Annotated in this window: 16 protein-coding genes and 1 riboswitch; of the genes, 4 read left to right on the top strand and 12 right to left on the bottom strand. The window is 48.1% G+C overall.

What is annotated here, in order from left to right:
- Positions 1-3 precede the first annotated feature (3 nt).
- The 11 genes from AS030_RS02830 to AS030_RS02780 are packed head-to-tail and all read right to left on the bottom strand — an operon-like array spanning position 4 to position 9,927.
- Entirely contained in the window at positions 4-1,128 is a 1,125-nt protein-coding gene (locus AS030_RS02830) for a cobalt-precorrin 5A hydrolase (RefSeq protein WP_061971471.1), read from the bottom strand.
- Complete coding sequence (gene cobM, locus AS030_RS02825; protein ID WP_061968153.1) at positions 1,128-1,901, bottom strand: precorrin-4 C(11)-methyltransferase; 774 nt, start codon at positions 1,899-1,901, stop codon at positions 1,128-1,130. The genes AS030_RS02830 and cobM overlap by 1 nt, the downstream gene beginning before the upstream one ends.
- On the bottom strand, positions 1,901-2,602 hold the full coding sequence (gene cobI / locus AS030_RS02820) for a precorrin-2 C(20)-methyltransferase (protein WP_061968151.1): 702 nt from the start codon (positions 2,600-2,602) through the stop codon (positions 1,901-1,903). Before cobI ends, cobM begins: the two co-directional genes overlap by 1 nt.
- A gap of 1 nt (position 2,603) precedes the next feature.
- Positions 2,604-3,806 carry a bifunctional cobalt-precorrin-7 (C(5))-methyltransferase/cobalt-precorrin-6B (C(15))-methyltransferase gene (locus AS030_RS02815; protein ID WP_061968149.1) on the bottom strand — a complete coding sequence of 401 codons (1,203 nt, stop codon included), beginning with the start codon at positions 3,804-3,806 and terminating at the stop codon, positions 2,604-2,606.
- Positions 3,803-4,906 carry a cobalt-precorrin-5B (C(1))-methyltransferase gene (locus tag AS030_RS02810; protein WP_061968146.1) on the bottom strand — a complete coding sequence of 368 codons (1,104 nt, stop codon included), beginning with the start codon at positions 4,904-4,906 and terminating at the stop codon, positions 3,803-3,805. Before AS030_RS02810 ends, AS030_RS02815 begins: the two co-directional genes overlap by 4 nt.
- A 2-nt stretch (positions 4,907-4,908) precedes the next feature.
- Positions 4,909-5,556, bottom strand: a complete 648-nt coding sequence (locus tag AS030_RS02805; RefSeq protein ID WP_061971469.1) for a precorrin-8X methylmutase — start codon at positions 5,554-5,556, stop codon at positions 4,909-4,911.
- 5 nt (positions 5,557-5,561) lie between these two features.
- A complete protein-coding gene (gene cobK / locus AS030_RS02800) occupies positions 5,562-6,338 on the bottom strand; it encodes a precorrin-6A reductase (protein ID WP_061968143.1) in 777 nt (258 codons plus the stop codon).
- Positions 6,335-7,219, bottom strand: a complete 885-nt coding sequence (locus tag AS030_RS02795; protein WP_061968141.1) for a sirohydrochlorin chelatase — start codon at positions 7,217-7,219, stop codon at positions 6,335-6,337. The genes cobK and AS030_RS02795 overlap by 4 nt, the downstream gene beginning before the upstream one ends.
- 11 nt (positions 7,220-7,230) lie before the next feature.
- Complete coding sequence (gene cobJ / locus AS030_RS02790) at positions 7,231-8,838, bottom strand: precorrin-3B C(17)-methyltransferase (protein ID WP_061968138.1); 1,608 nt, start codon at positions 8,836-8,838, stop codon at positions 7,231-7,233.
- Position 8,839: 1 nt separating this feature from the next.
- Positions 8,840-9,538 carry a HoxN/HupN/NixA family nickel/cobalt transporter gene (locus AS030_RS02785; protein WP_061968135.1) on the bottom strand — a complete coding sequence of 233 codons (699 nt, stop codon included), beginning with the start codon at positions 9,536-9,538 and terminating at the stop codon, positions 8,840-8,842.
- Entirely contained in the window at positions 9,538-9,927 is a 390-nt protein-coding gene (locus AS030_RS02780; protein ID WP_061968132.1) for a (2Fe-2S) ferredoxin domain-containing protein, read from the bottom strand. Before AS030_RS02780 ends, AS030_RS02785 begins: the two co-directional genes overlap by 1 nt.
- A gap of 197 nt (positions 9,928-10,124) precedes the next feature.
- Positions 10,125-10,311: riboswitch (cobalamin riboswitch) on the bottom strand.
- A gap of 209 nt (positions 10,312-10,520) precedes the next feature.
- Between AS030_RS02780 and AS030_RS02775 the strand changes: the two genes are divergently transcribed.
- Together AS030_RS02775 and ppsA are read left to right on the top strand one after the other, a co-directional pair.
- Entirely contained in the window at positions 10,521-11,006 is a 486-nt protein-coding gene (locus tag AS030_RS02775; protein ID WP_061968130.1) for a hypothetical protein, read from the top strand.
- Positions 11,007-11,373: 367 nt separating this feature from the next.
- A complete protein-coding gene (gene ppsA, locus AS030_RS02770) occupies positions 11,374-13,974 on the top strand; it encodes a phosphoenolpyruvate synthase (RefSeq protein WP_061968127.1) in 2,601 nt (866 codons plus the stop codon).
- 74 nt (positions 13,975-14,048) lie between these two features.
- Here ppsA and AS030_RS02765 read toward each other — a convergent pair whose 3' ends face one another.
- Complete coding sequence (locus AS030_RS02765; protein ID WP_061968125.1) at positions 14,049-15,251, bottom strand: macrolide family glycosyltransferase; 1,203 nt, start codon at positions 15,249-15,251, stop codon at positions 14,049-14,051.
- A 334-nt stretch (positions 15,252-15,585) separates the two neighbouring features.
- Between AS030_RS02765 and AS030_RS02760 the strand changes: the two genes are divergently transcribed.
- Together AS030_RS02760 and AS030_RS02755 are read left to right on the top strand one after the other, a co-directional pair.
- Positions 15,586-15,921 carry a YmaF family protein gene (locus AS030_RS02760; RefSeq protein ID WP_061968122.1) on the top strand — a complete coding sequence of 112 codons (336 nt, stop codon included), beginning with the start codon at positions 15,586-15,588 and terminating at the stop codon, positions 15,919-15,921.
- Positions 15,922-16,078: 157 nt separating this feature from the next.
- On the top strand, positions 16,079-17,017 hold the full coding sequence (locus AS030_RS02755; RefSeq protein ID WP_061968120.1) for an aldose 1-epimerase: 939 nt from the start codon (positions 16,079-16,081) through the stop codon (positions 17,015-17,017).
- Positions 17,018-17,318 lie beyond the last annotated feature (301 nt).

Below are 17,318 nucleotides of genomic sequence, written 5' to 3'. Positions count from 1 at the left end.
CTTCTATTGGAAGGGAATGACCGCAACGGATAACGTCACGTTTCCGGATTTCTTTTTTACCAGTTCCAGTGTTCCCGCGCCGCTCGCCAGCCTTGCTGCCGGCTCACTCACACCATAAGCGCCCGTGTATTTGTAGACCGTTTGAGAAGGCTCCATGATTTCAATGGCATTCAAGTCCTCTGGACGATAGCAGGTAAAGTTCCAGTTATACTTCGATACGGTCTCGAGCAATCCTTCTTCGTCTTTTTTCAGGTCAATGGTGGCGATTCCTTTCACGCTTTTGATGGAAAACCCAAGCTCATCCAGCGTTTCCTGGATCACCGCCTGTATTTCCTGTGCGGAGGTGCCCCGGTTACAGCCCATGCCAAGCACGATTACCTTCGGCCGGTAAAGCACCCCGTTATGTAAAATCTGTTCTTCCTGTGACTCCAGGTTCCGGTGGGTGATCACCAGTGCCGCATCATGGTCATGTTGCAATGCTTCTTCTATCGTAGAATAACACGAGAAATTTCCAGGCAGCGGGCGGTCATGCTCCCACCAGCCTCGTTCTCCTGATTCCTGGACGATAGCGACCCGCTCTTCGTTCACGACCGAAGCGGAGACCGGTGTCAGTTTTTCTGCTGAATCCCACTCCCAGCCGAACCGCTTGCCGAACAGATCCACCGGAATCGTCTTTTGCACATCGGAAGCAGTCGTGATGACCGGCTGGCCGCCAATCAGTGCGGCGACTTCCTTCGTCAGCTCGTTCGCCCCGCCCAAATGCCCCGAGAGTACTGAGATGACATACTGACCTTTATCATCGATAACCACAACACCAGGGTCGGTCTTTTTGTTCTTTAAGATCGGAGCGATCATGCGGACGACCGCACCCAACGAAATAATGAGGATGATGCCTTTGTAGTGTTTGAAAAGAGAAGGCAGGAGCAAACGCACACTGCCTTCAAACATCTGGATGTTCTTTTCTTCTTCATCGCCCTTTTCGAACTTTTTCATGTAGTACAAATCCGCAGCACCGAACGTCTTCTGAAGCTCTCTTGCAAGGGTCACGCCATGTTTGGTGATCGCGACGAGCGCATAATCATGAAAGGTATTAATCCGCGGCTCGACTTTTTCTTCCAGAAGATACATCATGACGGCACCCCTTTTCGGAAGCCGTGAGTGAAGGTCTTGTCATAGAGCTTGGAACGGAAGTCTTTTTCGTGGATGTTCTCATCGAGTGCCCAGCCGGCAAGGATCATCACCTGCTTGCGCATGCCGTTGTTCTTCAGTTCCTCGTCCAGATGCGCGAGCGTTGTGCGGACGATCTTCTGGTCCGGCCATGTGGCTTTATAAACCGCAACGACCGGCGTATCCTCACTCCATCCTGCTTCATAAAACTCATTGACGATTTTCTTCGTTAACGTGGCGCTCAAGAACAGAGCAATGGTGCAATGATGGCTCGCCAGGTCCTTCAGCTTTTCCCGCTCCGGCATTTTCGTGCGCCCTTCCGCCCTCGTTAAGATCACTGTCTGCGTCAAATCAGGCACCGTCAGCTCCGCTCCAACGGCCGCAGCCGATGCAAACACCGAACTGACGCCAGGAATGATCTCTACCTCAATGTTCTTTTCTTTTAGGAGCGTGATCTGCTCAAGAATCGCGCCATAAACGGCAGGGTCTCCGGTATGCACGCGCGCGACCTTTTTTCCTTTCTTTACGAAAGAAGCCATGGCCTCTACCATCTCTTCCAGATGCATCCCGGCTGTTTTGATGATTTCTGCATGGTCACCGGCCCGCTCAATCAGTTCCTCGCTCACGAGTGAATCCGCGTACATAACCACATCGGATTCCTGCATGGCCTTCAGTCCTTTAACTGTAATCAAATCCGGATCCCCGGGACCCGCTCCAATAATTGTTACCTTCATTATTTTCTCACCACCATCAATGTTAAGTATTCAAGCTCCGCATGATCGAGCTCGTTCATATCCCAGATGATTTCTTCCTCTGACGTGACCTTCGTTACCACCTGTGCCTTATTCATCAAATCCAGTTCACGCAATATTTTCAGCATGAGCGGCATGACCTTGGCAACTTTGATGAAAAAGATGCAGTCGTTTTCCACGATTGCTTTTTTCATGGTTTCATAGTCGTCTCTCGCCGGGATGATCGCCACATGCTCGTCTCCCTCAGCAAGAGCAAGCCCGAGAGCCGAAGCCGTGCCGTTGATTGATGAAATACCGGGAACCGTGCGGATCGCCACATCAGGATGGCGTTCTTTCATCATGTTCATCATATGTATAAACGTACTGTACAGGAGAGGGTCGCCTTCGGTCACAAAAGCTACGTCTTTCCCCTCGCTGAGTTTTTCATAGACCTGCTCAACGGTGTTTGACCATTCGCGCTCAAGGATAACGGGATCCTTTGTCATCGGAAACACGAGGCCTAGCATCTCTTTTTCTCCCTGGTTCAAATACACATCCACAATGCGGTGGGCATAGCTCTTCGTGCCTTTTCTCTTTTTCGGATAGGCGATGACCGGGGATTCCTTCAGCTTGCGAAAAGCTTTGACGGTCAATAGCTCCGGGTCCCCAGGGCCAACGCCAAGGCCGTATAATGTTCCAATCATATTAGTCTTCCTTTCTTGTGGCAGTTATAATGTAAATCGGATTCAATGCATCGAATCTTGTTAAATTTAAAATGGGCTTGCTTCTGGACACCTGCGCAAGCGTAATGGAGGTTTCATAGTTTCGCTGTTTAAAGCCGTCAACCGCCTGGGCGAGATTCTCGATCGTCACCGCGTTCAGGACGATCCGGCCGTTGTCTTTCAGCCTGCTGCAGCACACTTCGAGAATGCCGTTCATATCCCCCGCCGTTCCGCCGATAAAAACCGCGTCGGGATCAGGGAACTCCTCGAGCCTCTCAGGCGCCTTCCCCTGCACAACGGTCAGGTCAGCACGAAACTTTTTCATATTTTCATAGCAGTTCACGAGATCATGTTCATTCTTCTCTATGCCGTAGACCTCTCCTTCACGGGCAATCTTAGCCGCTTCGATGGCAACAGATCCGGTACAGATGCCAATGTCCCATACGACGCTGTTTTCCTTAAGGGCCAGAGCACCAAGGCTCAGCGTCCGGATTTCCTTTTTCGTGATCAGCCCTTTTTCCGGCTTCCGCTGCGAGAATTCACGATCTTCAATGCCAAAATGCCAGGACGGTCCCGGCTGTTCCTGTTTTAAAATGACAACATTCAGGTGGGAACCTTCCCAAGATGCCATTTCCTCGAGCGTCATCGATGTGCACCGTTCTTCTTCTCCGCCAAGATTTTCCGCCACAAACGCGGTATATTCTCTCATTTCAAATTGAAGAAGGTACTTCGCAATCGCGGCCGGTGAGTTCTCCTGATCGGTAAGAAGCACCACCTTTTTCCGTCCGTCGATTTTCTGTACGAGCCCCTTCATGCTCCGGCCATGAACACTGACCACATGGGCATCCTGCCAGCTTTCGTTCATCCTGGAAAAAGCCAGCTGAACGGAACTGAGGTACGGATGAATCTCGACCTCCACGTGTTTGGAAAGATAGCTTCCGATCCCGTAAAAAAGCGGATCACCGGAAGCGAGCACCACCGTCTTTTTCTTTTCCTGCTTCAGCCTCTGAACCAGGTCTTTCAACCCGCCTTTGATGAAGAGCTTCTCCCCTTCATACTCCGGGAAAAAGGAAAGCTGGCGTTCCCCGCCGATGAGCAGGTCACTTTCCTGGATCATCTGCTGGCTGTTTGGCAGAAGGTCACTTCTTCCTCCATCCCCGATGCCGATTACTTGAATACGTGTCATTCTGTTTCCGCCTTTCCTAAAAACTCTCCCTTTAACGTGTACAGGCTGGTGGCTACCGACAGGCCGCCTTTCATCTCGTTCAGCGCATTCTCGCAGCAACTCGCACAGAGCTCATCGAAAAACGCGTTCACACCGTTTGCCGCCATCAGTTCACCAACCTGGGAAGCGGTGTTCGCCTCTCTTGCCAGTTCCACCAGATCAGACGAAGCGCCAGCCCGCTCGGCCACCCCGGCCAAAAAGTTGAAGTCGATCGGCGCACTCTTGGAGTGAACCATCATGACGCCCTGTGCAACCTTTGAAAACTTACCCATCATGCCGACCATCGAGACGCGTTCCATTCCCTGTCGCTTACACTCCTTGAGGGTAAAACCAACAAAGTCTCCCATTTCGATGAACGCTTCTTCCGGTAATGCCGGGTATTCCTTAATCCCATACTTCTCACTTCTCCCGCCTGTCGTAATCACGACATGCCTGCATCCGCTTGCCTTCGCAACCGAAATCGCCTGAACGATGCTTGCTTTGTAGGCGGCCGAGGAAAACGGGATCACGATGCCCCGGGTTCCGAGGATGGAGATGCCGCCGATGATGCCCAGCCGGCCGTTCAAGGTTTTCTTTGCGATTTCTTCCCCATCCGGCACGGAGATGACGATCTTGATGCCCTTCTTTATCCCGAAGGATTCCAACACCTCTTTGGCGGTTTCATGGATCATTTTCCGCGGCACCGGATTGATCGCCGCTTCACCTACAGCGACCGGAAGACCCTCCTTGGTCACCCGGCCGACGCCAATTCCGCCGTCGAGGATGATACCGGGTTCCTGTACCCACGAAACCTCTGATTTGATCAGTGCCTGGTGGGTTGCATCCGGATCATCACCGGCATCCTTGATCGTTCCGGTTTCCGCCGCTCCGTCTTTTAAAATGCAGCTGTCCATCTGAAAGGTGGCGAACTTTTTCGCCGGCAGGTAGATGGTCGCTTCGCTTTGCGGCTCGCCCGTAATGAGGGCCGTCAGTGCCGCCTTTGTGGCGGCCGTGGCACAGGCCCCAGTCGTGTAGCCCTGCCGGAGGTTTTTCTTTTCCTTTTCTGGTGTCTTGCTTTTCATGGTTATACCTGTTCAGCAAGAAGGGAAATCGCGTTCAGCGCGGCCACCGTAACGGTACTTCCGCCTTTTCGGCCCACATTCGTAATATAAGGAATATCAAGCTTCGCCAATTCTTCCTTCGACTCTGCAGCCGAAACGAAACCAACCGGCAGACCGATCACCAAACCTGGCTTTGCCTCCCCTTCCTTCACGAGACGAATCAGTTCCAAAAGCGCGGTCGGTGCGTTACCGATGGCGAAAATGCCTCCGTCCGCTTCCTTGATCGCTTTGCGCATGGAGATGATCGCACGTGTCGTGTTCAGCTTTTTTGCCTCTTCCATCACATCCGGATCCGAAATGTACACCTTCACTTCTCCTCCGTACTTTTCGATGCGGTTCTTGCTCACGCCCACCTGAACCATCTGCACATCGGCCACGACTTTCTTGCCGCCTCTGATCGCCTGAATGCCTGCCTGTATAGCGTCCGGATGAAAAACCATGCTTTTTCCGAGCTCAAAATCCGCCGAGGCGTGAATGACCCGGCGAACGATCGGATACTGCTCCTCCGTATACGGATGCTCACCGATTTCCTCATCAATCATTTCAAAGCTTCTTCCTTCAATCTGCTGGGGCTGAACCGTGGTTGGTATAAATTCCGTTCTAAAGTCCATCATGCTCATGCTAAAACTCCTTTCCATTCCCGGGAAATATGCTGCAAGATATCCGCAAAATCTGAATACTGGTTTTCATAGGCGATTTTCGGCCGTTTGATCATGACCACCTGAATCCCCATCTCAAGTGCCGCTTCCACTTTCTCATCCACCGCTCCCTGTTTGCCGCTTTCCTTGGTGATCATCACATCCACCTTCAACTGCTGAAACAAAGCTTTGTTGAAGTCTTTCGTGAACGGCCCTTGAATGGCCACGATACTCTTTTGCGGAAAGCCAAGCTGCTCGCATTTTTCCATGTTGTCTTTCCTCGGCAGCATGCGGGCGATCAAGGAAACATTGGACCGGTTCAGCAGTTTTTCGGTGAAAATCTGCAATGTCTTGCTTCCGGTCGTCAGCATGATGACACCGCCAAGTTCCCCTGCCTTTTCGGCCGCCTCTTCATACGTGTCAGCTGCCAGAAGATGCTTATGCTCATAATCCTGCCGGTCCCGCTCATAACGGAGGTACAATACGCCTTTTTCCTTTGCTCCCGCCATCGCGTTCTTGCTCGCTTCCTCTGCAAATGGATGAGACGCATCCACGACCATCGTCACGCCGTGCTGCTCGATAAAATTTCCGATTTCGTCCTGATTGAGCCGGCCTGTATGTACGTTCAATCCATTCTTTCTGAGCTCCAATGCGGCGTTTTCCGTGACCACTGTCGCAAGAAGCGGGTAGCCAGCTTCCTTTATGGTGAGTGCAAGCTCCCGCGCATCACTCGTTCCTGCAAGAAAAAGAATCATACCTTCTGTTCCTCCCGCCCGTGATGGTGATGGTCATGGTGGTGGTGATCATGGTCGTGATGATGATGGTGGTCGATATGCTCCATGGCGTCGAGGCGGTACTGACACGTATCGCAGTTCATCTTCACTTCTCCCTGCAGGACTTCCTCCATCCGGTCGATAAGGATTTTCTGAAGATCAGGATGGAAACCGAAATACTGAGCCAGCTGGAACTCATGGTCCGGGTACTGCTGTTTGAAATCGGCGACCATCTTCTCCAGCCGGTTGATCAGGATGCCGGTAAACAGAAAGTACGGAAGGATAATGACCTTTTTGGCGCCAAGCTTGATGGATCGCTCCACTCCTTCGGCAACGAGCGGATCGGTCACTCCCATAAAGGAAGGTTCAATGATCTTATAGTTCAGACGCTCCCACAGCAGTCTCGTAATCTTGTACAGATCACTGTTGGCGTCCGGATCACTGCCTCCACGCCCGAGAAGAATGACCGCAGTATCCTCATCAGGAGAAACTGGATTCTCGCCGATCTCCTGCAGACGATGAGTGAGAATATCGAGTGCCGCTTCATGGACACCGATGGGACGTCCATATGAAAAGTTGATATGCGGGTATACTTCCTTCTCCTCATCGATCGCAGCTGGAATATGAATCTTGGAGTGACCTGCCGGAAGCAGCATGATCGGCACCACGGCTACCGAAGTGGCGCCTTTTTGAACACAACTCTCAATCCCCTCATGAATATCAGGACTTTCGAACTCCAGAAAACACGTTTCGACCAGCAGTCCAGAATCCACCTTTGTCCGTATTTCGTCGATAAAGGTGCGAACCTGCTCATTGCCTTCCGGATCCCGACTGCCATGGCCTACCATTAAAATTGCCTTCATTGTTTTCCTCCTTAATCTCCGCATGGAGCCGGTTCGAGCTGAATGACCGGAGCCATGTCTTTATGTTTGAATCCGCCAACCTCTTGCACGCGTTTGAAGAACTTAAAGAACCGCTCATTTGGATGCCCTTTTTCTTCATATTCCTGGATGATACCCGTAACGATGCCCACCAGCTGATCCGGTTCGATCCCTTCCATGACTGGCTGGGCTGAATGCGCGGTCCGGCTGAGCGGTTTGCCACCGAGGAACAGATCGAATTTGCCTTTGCGGAACACGATACCGATATCCTCCTGAACACCTCCATAGCAAGCCATTCCGCAGCCATTGAATCCAAGCTTTAGTTCCTTTGGGAGCGCCCGTCCGCCAAGTTCTTCCTGCAGCTGTTCCACGTACGGAATGGAATCGTACTTTTCTCCGTCACAAAAGTCACACGCCTTGATCTGAAGCACGTCTCCCGCCGGAAGCAGCAGGAAGCCTTCCGCTTTTAGCTTTTCAGTAACGAGGTCGGGCTCGTCCGTCGACAGCTGCACCTTGATCTGATGGTGCGGTGTGTATTCCATCTCTCCATGCTCGCCGACCACTTCGGCTAACGTAAGGAGTTGTTTCGACGTAAACTTTTTATTTACCAGCCCGGGACTTACTCCAAATTCCAGAATGGATTCAACGCGGGATGGAATGATATCTTCTGCAGGCTCTTCCTCCTGCTTACCGGTCGCCAGAGCTAGCGCTTCATTCGCCAGCTGAAGAGCACTAGCTTGAGCTTCGACCTTTTCACTCACCGGCTCTTCGTCCGGCAGCGCCCATGGTTCATTTTCCTTGCGCAATCGTTCATGCGGGCGTAATCGCTGCTTTTCTGTATTCAGCGTGTATTTTCGCTGATAACCTCTTGGGGTAATGAGTTTGTTTTCGTCATACAAAAAGGTTTGTGAGTTTCCGACGATGACCGTAGTCAGCATGCCAATGTCATGGTCGAGCATATCTCTCAGGTTTGAGATCACTACGCTCTCCCGGTCACGGTATGCACTTTTTACGAGACCGACCGGGGTCTCCGGCGAACGGTGCTGCAGGAGAATTTTTTGAGCTTCAACAATCTGTCTTGTGCGCCTTCCGCTTTTCGGGTTATAAAAGGCGATGACGAAATCCGCCTGTGCCGCGGCTTCGATCCGTTTTTCGATCAGCTTCCATGGCGTCAGGTGGTCGCTCAGACTGATCGTACACGCATCATGCATGACCGGAGCGCCGAGCAAGGAGGCACAGGAATTGATCGCCGAGATCCCCGGAATCACTTCCACTTCCACCCCGGTGGCTTCCTTCCAGCCTTTTTCCACGAGCACCTCGTACACGAGGCCGCTCATCCCATAAACGCCGGCATCCCCGCTTGAGATGACCGCCACCTTTTGCCCATCTTCCGCCATTTTTACAGCGGCTTGAGCCCGGCTGACTTCCTCGGACATCCCGGTACTGATGATTTTCTGGTCGGTGATCAGGCCGCTGATGAGTTCCACATACGTTTTATAGCCGACAATACAGTCACTTTCCTGGATCGCCTGCTTTGCCCGTTCGGTAATGTGGTCATAGCTTCCAGGTCCGAATCCGATAATGAGCAGCTTTCCTTTCATGTCAAAAACCTCCTTTCAACAGTTCGGCCATCATATAGAGCCCGAGCCCTACGCTATACACGCCGGTCACGGAACCCAGTACAATGTAAAATCCTTTCTTCATGCTCGCTTTCATAAAGCCCCAGGTGAACAAGAATGTTACACAGATGGTGGAAGCTAAAAGTCCGATTACGAACAGGACGAGCTGCATGGTGGCGCCTGTGACACTGCCAAGACCAGCCGCCTGGGTAACGGCTGCGATCTGGGTCGGGCTTTCCACTCCGATTCCATGGATAACGCCGATGATAAAGGCGCTGATGATACCAAATTTCGTTAGATCTGAAGTTTCTTTTTTTGAACCGGTCAGTTTTCGTATGTAATCCATGACAATCATTAATCGGCTTTTGTACTCATAGTCTTTCTTCCGCCGAAAGATAGACAGGATGATAATCAAGCCCAGAATAATCAGCGTTACACTGACGGCGAGCTCCAGATAGCTCTGCGCACCTTCTGGCAATTTCGCCCCAACATAGATGGACAAAAGCCCGATCAAAAAGACGATAGCTCCATGGCCGAGGGCATACATGACCCCCAGCGTCAGCTGTCTTTTTCGTCTACGTTCGCTTCCCACCATATCCGCGATCGCAGCGACATGATCCCCATCCAATCCGTGGCGCATGCCGATAAAAATCGCCAGCACCGCAAAGGTCATTAATTCCATTACTTCACGGCCTCCTTTTCCTTCACTTTCTCAACGCCGGTTGTCCAGCCGTTTTCTGCCTCCAGACAGAATCCTTCTTCGCCGTATTCATAGATCACATGCTGTTTCATCTTTTCACCTTTTCCCAAGTGATTAGTGACAAGTTTCCTTGCTGCCTCTTCATCCCGCACGCTGTACCATGTTCCTTCAGGATAGATGATCGCCACACAGGCGTCCTTGCACCGTCCGTTGCAGCGGGTCCGGGTCGTGTGCACCTGCTGGTCAAGCTTCAGCTTTTTAATTTCGTCGCGAATCGCCTGAGTCACTTCCTCTCCGCCTTTTCTCATACAGCTTGATCCGTTGCAGATGAGCACATGGCTCATTGTTCCGTTTAAGTTCCATGTCGTCATAACATCACTTCCTCTACTTTTTTCCACGCAAAAAAGGGCAGCCTCTCATGTCAGCCCCCTTTAAGAAATTCCGTTGATTAAACAACGTAAACGGAAGGTTGATTGACACGCGGCCACCCTGTAACTGCGAATGTAAACCATTTTACGAAATGGATTATATTGCAACATAGAAACGACGTCATCCTCCCTCCGAGAATTGTATGACTCATTTAAAAGCAGGTCTCCTGGCTCGCACATCACCTGAATCTGTCACCTTCCCAGCTCTTGGCCAGTGGCTATATCGACAGTCCATCAATGCTTACAGTAGCGGGGGCTGCACCGGATTTACACCGGTTTCCCTATTATCCCAAGGTTCACTTGAGCACTTTTAAATACCTATTCAGTTAAAAATCGTGTTGAACATAACCTACTATACTTTCAGAAAATGCACAATAGTCATTTTGTTGGAGATCCCTGCTTTTTTGTTTGAAAAGTTACTTTTTTAGTTCCATCTGCCCCTGCCATCCCTGACAAAACTCCCATCTATCATTTGATTCCCAAGGATAATCTTGGTAGGCTTAAAAAAAAGAAACCGAAGGAGATGAAGAGCCAAATTGAAAAAACTCACACTCTCCCTTACGACAGGAACACTGCTCATTTCTTGTTTCATCCTGATGCTCTACACCACGGCAAGCCACTCCATACTTAAGCCCACACCGTATAAAGAACGCATTTACTTTTCAGAACTGCTGTTAACCAAACAAATTCAACAAACCTATAACCAAATCAGCTATCTTTCAACTGCCCATCAAATCAAAAATATTCCCATTTTCAGGAGCGAGTTCAACGATATCGATTTTGGGAGTTTACGAGTGCTTGCCGCTAACGTTCCCGATCCCAAAATCACAAAAGACATCTCCAACATCGACCAGCTCCAGCATTTAGTCAAAAATGATAACCAGCCGCGAGCAGTCGTCTATCTTTACCGCATCCTGAGCGATCTCGCCAACCAGGCTTCACTTTACGGATTCAGCTATACATACGGAGGAAAAGAAACCTATAAGATCGATCAATTGCTGCAACGACATAGGGGAAATTAAAAGGACTGCTTAGGCGGTTCTTTTTTTAGTGTCAGCTGGATTACACCAATATCAATGGAAGCTATTATCTGATTATGATTTCCTTTCCAATTCATACACCGTCTCATTTTATGTAACAAAGTCATTTAACGAAAAGGAAGCATCCCTTCTTATTGAAGAAATGCTCCCAACCTTATTTTGATTCGCTGCTTAGATGTTTTTATGTATGGTTTTTTCTTCAAATCAACATTTGAATGTTATCTCCCATCTTTATCATACCATATAAAGGAAAATAATATAAGACTGTTAATCGTTTATTTTTTCTATAAAATAATCAGAGCAAGGTTCTAAGAAACCATAAGAATCGTTAAGGTTAGGAGAGATGTGAATGAGTTCCTATGTGCTCAATTTTCGGGAAATCGAAAAAACCCAGCTTTTGCTCGTTGGAGGAAAAGGGTTAAATTTAGGGGAATTATCGAACATCCAAGAAATACAGGTACCAGAAGGATTTTGTGTGACCACAGAGGCCTTTCAAAAAGCTCTCGAACCAAACGAAGCGTTCCACACGCATTTGCAGCAACTCACACTGCTTCAAATAAACGACCGGGAAAAAATCAGTGAGATCAGTCAAAAGATCCGGCAAATCATCGAGGACGTCAAATTTCCTTCTAAGGTGATAACATCTGTCCATCGCTATCTGTCCGAGTTTGGTGAGGAACACGCGTATGCTGTACGTTCGAGCGCGACAGCTGAGGATCTCCCGCACGCCTCGTTTGCCGGGCAGCATGACACCTATTTAAATATCATTGGTAGTGATGCAATTCTCAGGCACATCCGTAAGTGCTGGTCCTCTCTGTATACAGACCGTGCCGTTTTCTACCGGATGCAAAACGGATTCGATCACAGCCAGGTTTCTCTCTCTGTCATCGTGCAGCGAATGATTTTTCCGCAGGCTTCCGGCATTTTATTTACGGCCGATCCGGTAACATCCAATCGGAAGGTGCTTTCCATTGATGCCAGTTTTGGGTTAGGAGAAGCACTGGTCTCCGGCTTAGTATCTGCGGATAACTACAAGGTAAAAGAAGATAAGATCACGGATAAAATGATCGCAGCCAAGAAACTGGCCATCTATGCATTAGAAGAAGGGGGGACCGTTACACAACAAATAGATCCTCAGCATCAAACCCTTCAAACCCTTACAGATCAACAAATTTTACAACTCGCACACATTGGCAGACAAATAGAGGCTTATTTTTCATACCCGCAAGATATCGAATGGTGCCTGGCTGATGATACATTCTACATCGTACAAAGCCGCCCCATTACGACCCTATACCCCATCCCGGAAGAGGCTGATGATGAAAATCGCGTCTATATATCGGTCGGCCATCAGCAGATGATGACCGATGCCATCAAACCATTGGGATTATCGTTTTTCCTGTTAGTCACTCCCGCCCCGATGCGTAAAGCTGGCGGAAGGTTATTTGTTGATGTTACCCAACGGCTGGCTTCACCTGGCAGTCAAAAAGGGTTCTTACAGGCCATGGGACAGCACGATCCGTTGTTAAAAGATGCCCTGATGAACGTCATCGAGCGAGAACATTTCATAAAACCGGTACCAGATGACGAAAATGCACAAGGTCAAAGAAAACCTGGTCCACCTGTTCCAGCACCAAACGAAAATGACCCGACCGTCGTTACGGAGCTGATCAAGAAAAGCCAAGCATCGATCGAAGAGTTAAAACACACCATCCAGGCTAAATCCGGATCAGATTTAATCGATTTTATTCTGGAAGATATTCAGGAATTAAAGAGAATCTTATTTGATCCACAAAGTACAGCTGTATTTATGGCAGCTTTCGATGCTTCAGCTTGGCTCAATAAGCAATTGGATCAGTGGCTGGGTGAAAAAAACGCATCAGACACGCTTTCTCAATCTGTACAACACAACGTCACTTCTGAAATGGGTCTGGCTTTATTGGATGTGGCCGATGTGATTCGACCCTATCCAGAAGTCATTGAGTTCTTACAGCATGTAAAAGATGAGGATTTTATGGATGAACTGCTTCAGGTTAAAGGAGGAAAACAAACCCGGGAGGCTATTTATGATTTTCTCAGCAAATATGGCATGAGATGCGCCGGTGAAATCGATCTTACACGAGACCGCTGGAGCGAAAAACCTACCGCACTTCTCCCCTTGATTCTCAGTAATATAAAAAACTTAGAGCCAAATGAAAGCCGCCGGAGATTTGAGCAAGGACGGCAGGCTGCCTTGAAAAAAGAACAAGAGTTAGTAGAACGATTGATGCAACTGCCAGATGGCGAGCAAAAGGCAGAAGAGACCAATCAAAAAATCAGGATACTCAGGAATTTCATTGGTTATCGTGAATATCCGAAATACGGCATGGTCAACCGCTACTTTATCTATAAACAGGCTTTGCTGAAACAAGCTGATCAACTCGTACAAAACAATGTCATTCATGAAAAAGAAGATATCTACTACCTCACCTTCGAAGAACTTCGCGAAGTGGTGCGCACAAACCAATTGGATAACCAGATCATCAGCAAACGGAAAGACGAGTATCAATTATTCGAGAAACTGACTCCTCCGCGTGTGATCACGTCTGATGGTGAAATCCCTGCAGGACAATACAAACGAGAAAATCTACCGGCCGATGCCATTGTCGGTCTGCCTGTCTCTACCGGAGTGATCGAGGGACGGGCCCGTGTGATCGTAAACATGAAAGATGCCGATTTGGAAGAGGGAGATATCTTAGTCACTGCCTTTACTGATCCCAGCTGGACTCCATTGTTTGTTTCGATAAAAGGCCTGGTCACAGAAGTTGGCGGACTGATGACCCATGGAGCCGTAATTGCCCGTGAGTATGGGTTACCCGCAGTGGTCGGGGTGGAAAATGCTACCAAGTTGATTAAGGATGGACAGCGCATTCGGGTAAACGGAACGGAAGGTTATATCAAAGTATTGTGATGTGAAAAAATAGAGGCTGACCCAAACGCTCACATAGCATCGTTGGTGTCAGCCCTTTCTTTTGTGGTTGAAAGTTATATCCCGATTTCAGCCTTAAATTTAAAGATCTCATCCACTGCTTGCTGATACCCTCCCGCCTTTTTAAAAGATTCGCTGGTCTTCTCAACCTGTAGTCGGAAAGAGGGCTCGTTCAGTATAGCATCTGTGGCTTCATGAAGTTGAGCCGCTGTTAAGTGTTCCATTTGCAGTTTCTTTCCAGCTCCAATTGTGACCACTTGTTGAGCAACCATCGGCTGATCTGCGCTCTGCGGAATGACAAGTAAAGGCACTCCGTAGTAAAGGCCTTCGTTGGCACTGTTCATTCCTCCGTGGGTGATGAATAAATCAGCTTCTTTCAGCACCTCCGTCTGTGGAACGTAATTTTCCACGATGAAGTTCTTCGGAATCTTCCCTAGAGCTGCCTTTTGCGTTCTTTGCCCAATGGACATGATCACGGTATGTTCACTGTCTCCAAAGGCCTCAAAACAAAGCTTATAGAATTCCTTGGCTTGGTTAAAGACCGTACCCAGAGATATGTAAATGAGATCCTTCCCCTTGATCTCAGGGAAGTCGACGTTTTCTTTCGATGGCCGTAGAGAAATAGATGGACCCACAAATTTATAGGAGGGATCAAATGTGTACCCGGAAGGCTGAAACTCCCTGGTGGTATAAATGATGGTCAATGGTGCAGGATTACAAAAAATTTCATACGGCGAGCCAATTTCAACATCATAGTTTTCCTTCAATTTAGTTGTTATGTTTCGGTAGTCCCCGCGAATCGCTTCCAGTGTTTTTGGTGGGATATCTTTTGAAAGGTGTTCGAGCATGCTCTCGAAGGAGTCTTTCGTATGTGCGAAAGAGGTACACGAACTAATGGCGGGAAGTTTGAGAATTTGTGCAAGAAACCGTCCACAGCCAAACATGGAATCATGGATCATGTAATCAAAATGTTCCCCTTCAGTTTGCTCCAATACGCTTGGGATTACAACATCTGCCGTTTGCAAAAGGCCATTGATTCTTTCGAGTAAATACGTTCGTCCACCTGATAGAAAGGCTTTAATAAACGCTTCTCCGTCAAATGTCAGGACAGTCGCTCCAGTCTTCTCTACACGGTCCCGAAAGGCTTCTACTGTAAAATAAACAACTTCTTCTCCGCGCGAAATCAGCTCTTGCACCACTCCGATCGTCGGATTGATATGTCCTTCAGACCCAGCATTAATAAACAAAACACGTGTCATAGATTGACTCACTCCCTATAAATTGATGACGTGATTTGCAAAAATAATATTAAATCAATGGTGTCATGCCCTTTGTTAAAAAACAATCTATCATTTTGCCTAAAAATCATCACCATGATACCCTAATTAAGCAAAAAAACTGCTTCCTTTCGCAACGAAAAAGCCGCCTTCTTCGGCAGCTTTTTCTCTTCTTTTTTATTTCGCTCGGTAAAACCCTTTTTTACAGGAATACCGTTCATGCTACATCATATTTTTCATCTGTTCAAAATATACTTGGCATATAGCCACAACAAGGCCTATCGACAGGTAAAAGAACATAGGAAGGTGTGAAAGAATGGCCAAAGTAGGTAAAGATGATTTTGTAAACGGCTTTGTACCCCACCATAATCACGGTTCAGTAGATTACACCGCAATAGCCGACGGACATGTCCATCAATGTCTGGATGTGACTTCCCCTCCCATCCAGCACGAACAAGGCCACATCCATTATACAGAAGGCTATGTGGTGTTTGAGGACGGGCACAACCACCACTACAAGGCGTATTCCGGCCCCGCCATCCCCGTAGGAAACGGCATGCATGTACACTATTATGATTTTTATACAACGGAAAATGATGGTCATCGCCACCATGTGCGGGGCGTAGACCAGCCAGCGCCAGGCAATCGCTAACTACATCATTAAAATAGGAGGAGGCTGTCTTGTGCAGCTTCCTCTTTTTGTGTAATAGTTATTAAGTTACTTAAACCTTTCAAATAAAAGGCTTGCATTGTAATCTATAGGGGAATACTTAAAACCGATGCTGTAATGAAAAATGGAGGTACTCAAAATGAGCGTGAAAAAAATTCAATTCCTGAATGAAGCTGCCTACTCACTAGAAAATGAAGAAGTTGAAGTGATTGTCCTCCCCTCTCAAGGAAGTAACCTAATTTCCATCCGTGATAAAAAGACCGATACCGAGATCCTCAGAACACCGAAAACGAAAGAGGAATATGAAACACGGAAAATGGTATTCGGAACACCGGTGCTCTTTCCTCCCAACCGCATTGAAGATGCCACATTTGAATACAATGGCCGGGTCTACGAACTGGAGATGAACAGGGCCAAAGAGGATGTTCATATTCATGGCTTTGTACATGACAAGGAATGGACAGTCCTTGAGACAGATGACACCATTCCGCGAATTATAACAGAGATTCGTTCGTCAGAGCACCCAGGTATTCTCAGCCAGTTCCCGCATGACTTTACCATCACGATGACGATTGAGATTCAGGGAACAGAAGTAATTCAAACGACAGAGATCACAAATAACGGAGACAGCCTCATGCCATGCGGGATCGGCTACCATACCACCTTCCAATTTCCTGATTCAGCGGAATTACGCATTGACGTCCAGGAACGATGGCGTTTAAATGAACGTCACCTGCCAACAGGCGAATTGGAAAACGTCCAAAACAAGGATGAGTTCTCACAAGGAACCCGGCTATCTGGAGTTGCACTGGATGATGTGTTCGTCATGACCGAGAACAAGGCCGCAGTGATTGATTTACCTGGTCTTGATGTCTCCTATTCTGTTTCCGACCGGTTCACTCAATGGGTGTTATTCACAGCGAGCGGCAATGAAAATTTGCTGGCCATCGAGCCTTATTCCTGGGTGACCAATGCACCAAATTTAAAGCAGCTGCCCAAGCGGCTGACGGGCTTGGATGATATACAGCCGAAAGAGAAAAAAGATTATGTGTCACGGTTTAAAATCAAGCGTAAATAAAGCAAAAAAGGAGCTGCTCTTTGAAGGATGGCTCCTTTTTTACTCAATTACTTCTTCAGCTAAAACGATAAATTGACCTTCTTTTTATCGCTGATTGAATGCCGTCTTTTTTGAAACAACATTGCTTCGTCATAATGATCTTCACAATAGTAACTTTTGTATAAACAGGGGATAAACACTTCACTTCAACTTACTTCTTGAACAAGACATGCAGAATGAACTCTTACCACTTTACTCATTACATCGCCTCAATTTATTACCGGGATTTCCATAACCCATATTTAAATGGTACTATATTCCT

The sequence above is a fragment of the Fictibacillus enclensis genome, assembly GCF_001457035.1.
Lineage (GTDB): Bacteria > Bacillota > Bacilli > Bacillales > Fictibacillaceae > Fictibacillus_C > Fictibacillus_C enclensis.
The sequence above is the reverse complement of the archived record's forward strand: the minus strand, read 5'-3'. Positions and strand labels throughout refer to the sequence as shown.

What these genes read in the sequence shown, in the direction of transcription:
- AS030_RS02760 (WP_061968122.1), top strand. Translation starts at nt 15,586, where the DNA reads ATGGCCAAAGTAGGTAAAGATGATTTTGTAAACGGCTTTGTACCCCAC.
- cobM (WP_061968153.1), bottom strand. Translation starts at nt 1,901, where the DNA reads ATGAAGGTAACAATTATTGGAGCGGGTCCCGGGGATCCGGATTTGATT.
- cobI (WP_061968151.1), bottom strand. Translation starts at nt 2,602, where the DNA reads ATGATTGGAACATTATACGGCCTTGGCGTTGGCCCTGGGGACCCGGAG.
- ppsA (WP_061968127.1), top strand. Translation starts at nt 11,374, where the DNA reads ATGAGTTCCTATGTGCTCAATTTTCGGGAAATCGAAAAAACCCAGCTT.
- cobK (WP_061968143.1), bottom strand. Translation starts at nt 6,338, where the DNA reads ATGATTCTTTTTCTTGCAGGAACGAGTGATGCGCGGGAGCTTGCACTC.
- AS030_RS02765 (WP_061968125.1), bottom strand. Translation starts at nt 15,251, where the DNA reads ATGACACGTGTTTTGTTTATTAATGCTGGGTCTGAAGGACATATCAAT.
- AS030_RS02785 (WP_061968135.1), bottom strand. Translation starts at nt 9,538, where the DNA reads ATGGAATTAATGACCTTTGCGGTGCTGGCGATTTTTATCGGCATGCGC.
- cobJ (WP_061968138.1), bottom strand. Translation starts at nt 8,838, where the DNA reads ATGAAAGGAAAGCTGCTCATTATCGGATTCGGACCTGGAAGCTATGAC.
- AS030_RS02795 (WP_061968141.1), bottom strand. Translation starts at nt 7,219, where the DNA reads ATGAAGGCAATTTTAATGGTAGGCCATGGCAGTCGGGATCCGGAAGGC.
- AS030_RS02810 (WP_061968146.1), bottom strand. Translation starts at nt 4,906, where the DNA reads ATGAAAAGCAAGACACCAGAAAAGGAAAAGAAAAACCTCCGGCAGGGC.
- AS030_RS02780 (WP_061968132.1), bottom strand. Translation starts at nt 9,927, where the DNA reads ATGACGACATGGAACTTAAACGGAACAATGAGCCATGTGCTCATCTGC.
- AS030_RS02830 (WP_061971471.1), bottom strand. Translation starts at nt 1,128, where the DNA reads ATGTATCTTCTGGAAGAAAAAGTCGAGCCGCGGATTAATACCTTTCAT.
- AS030_RS02815 (WP_061968149.1), bottom strand. Translation starts at nt 3,806, where the DNA reads ATGACACGTATTCAAGTAATCGGCATCGGGGATGGAGGAAGAAGTGAC.
- AS030_RS02805 (WP_061971469.1), bottom strand. Translation starts at nt 5,556, where the DNA reads ATGGACTTTAGAACGGAATTTATACCAACCACGGTTCAGCCCCAGCAG.
- AS030_RS02755 (WP_061968120.1), top strand. Translation starts at nt 16,079, where the DNA reads ATGAGCGTGAAAAAAATTCAATTCCTGAATGAAGCTGCCTACTCACTA.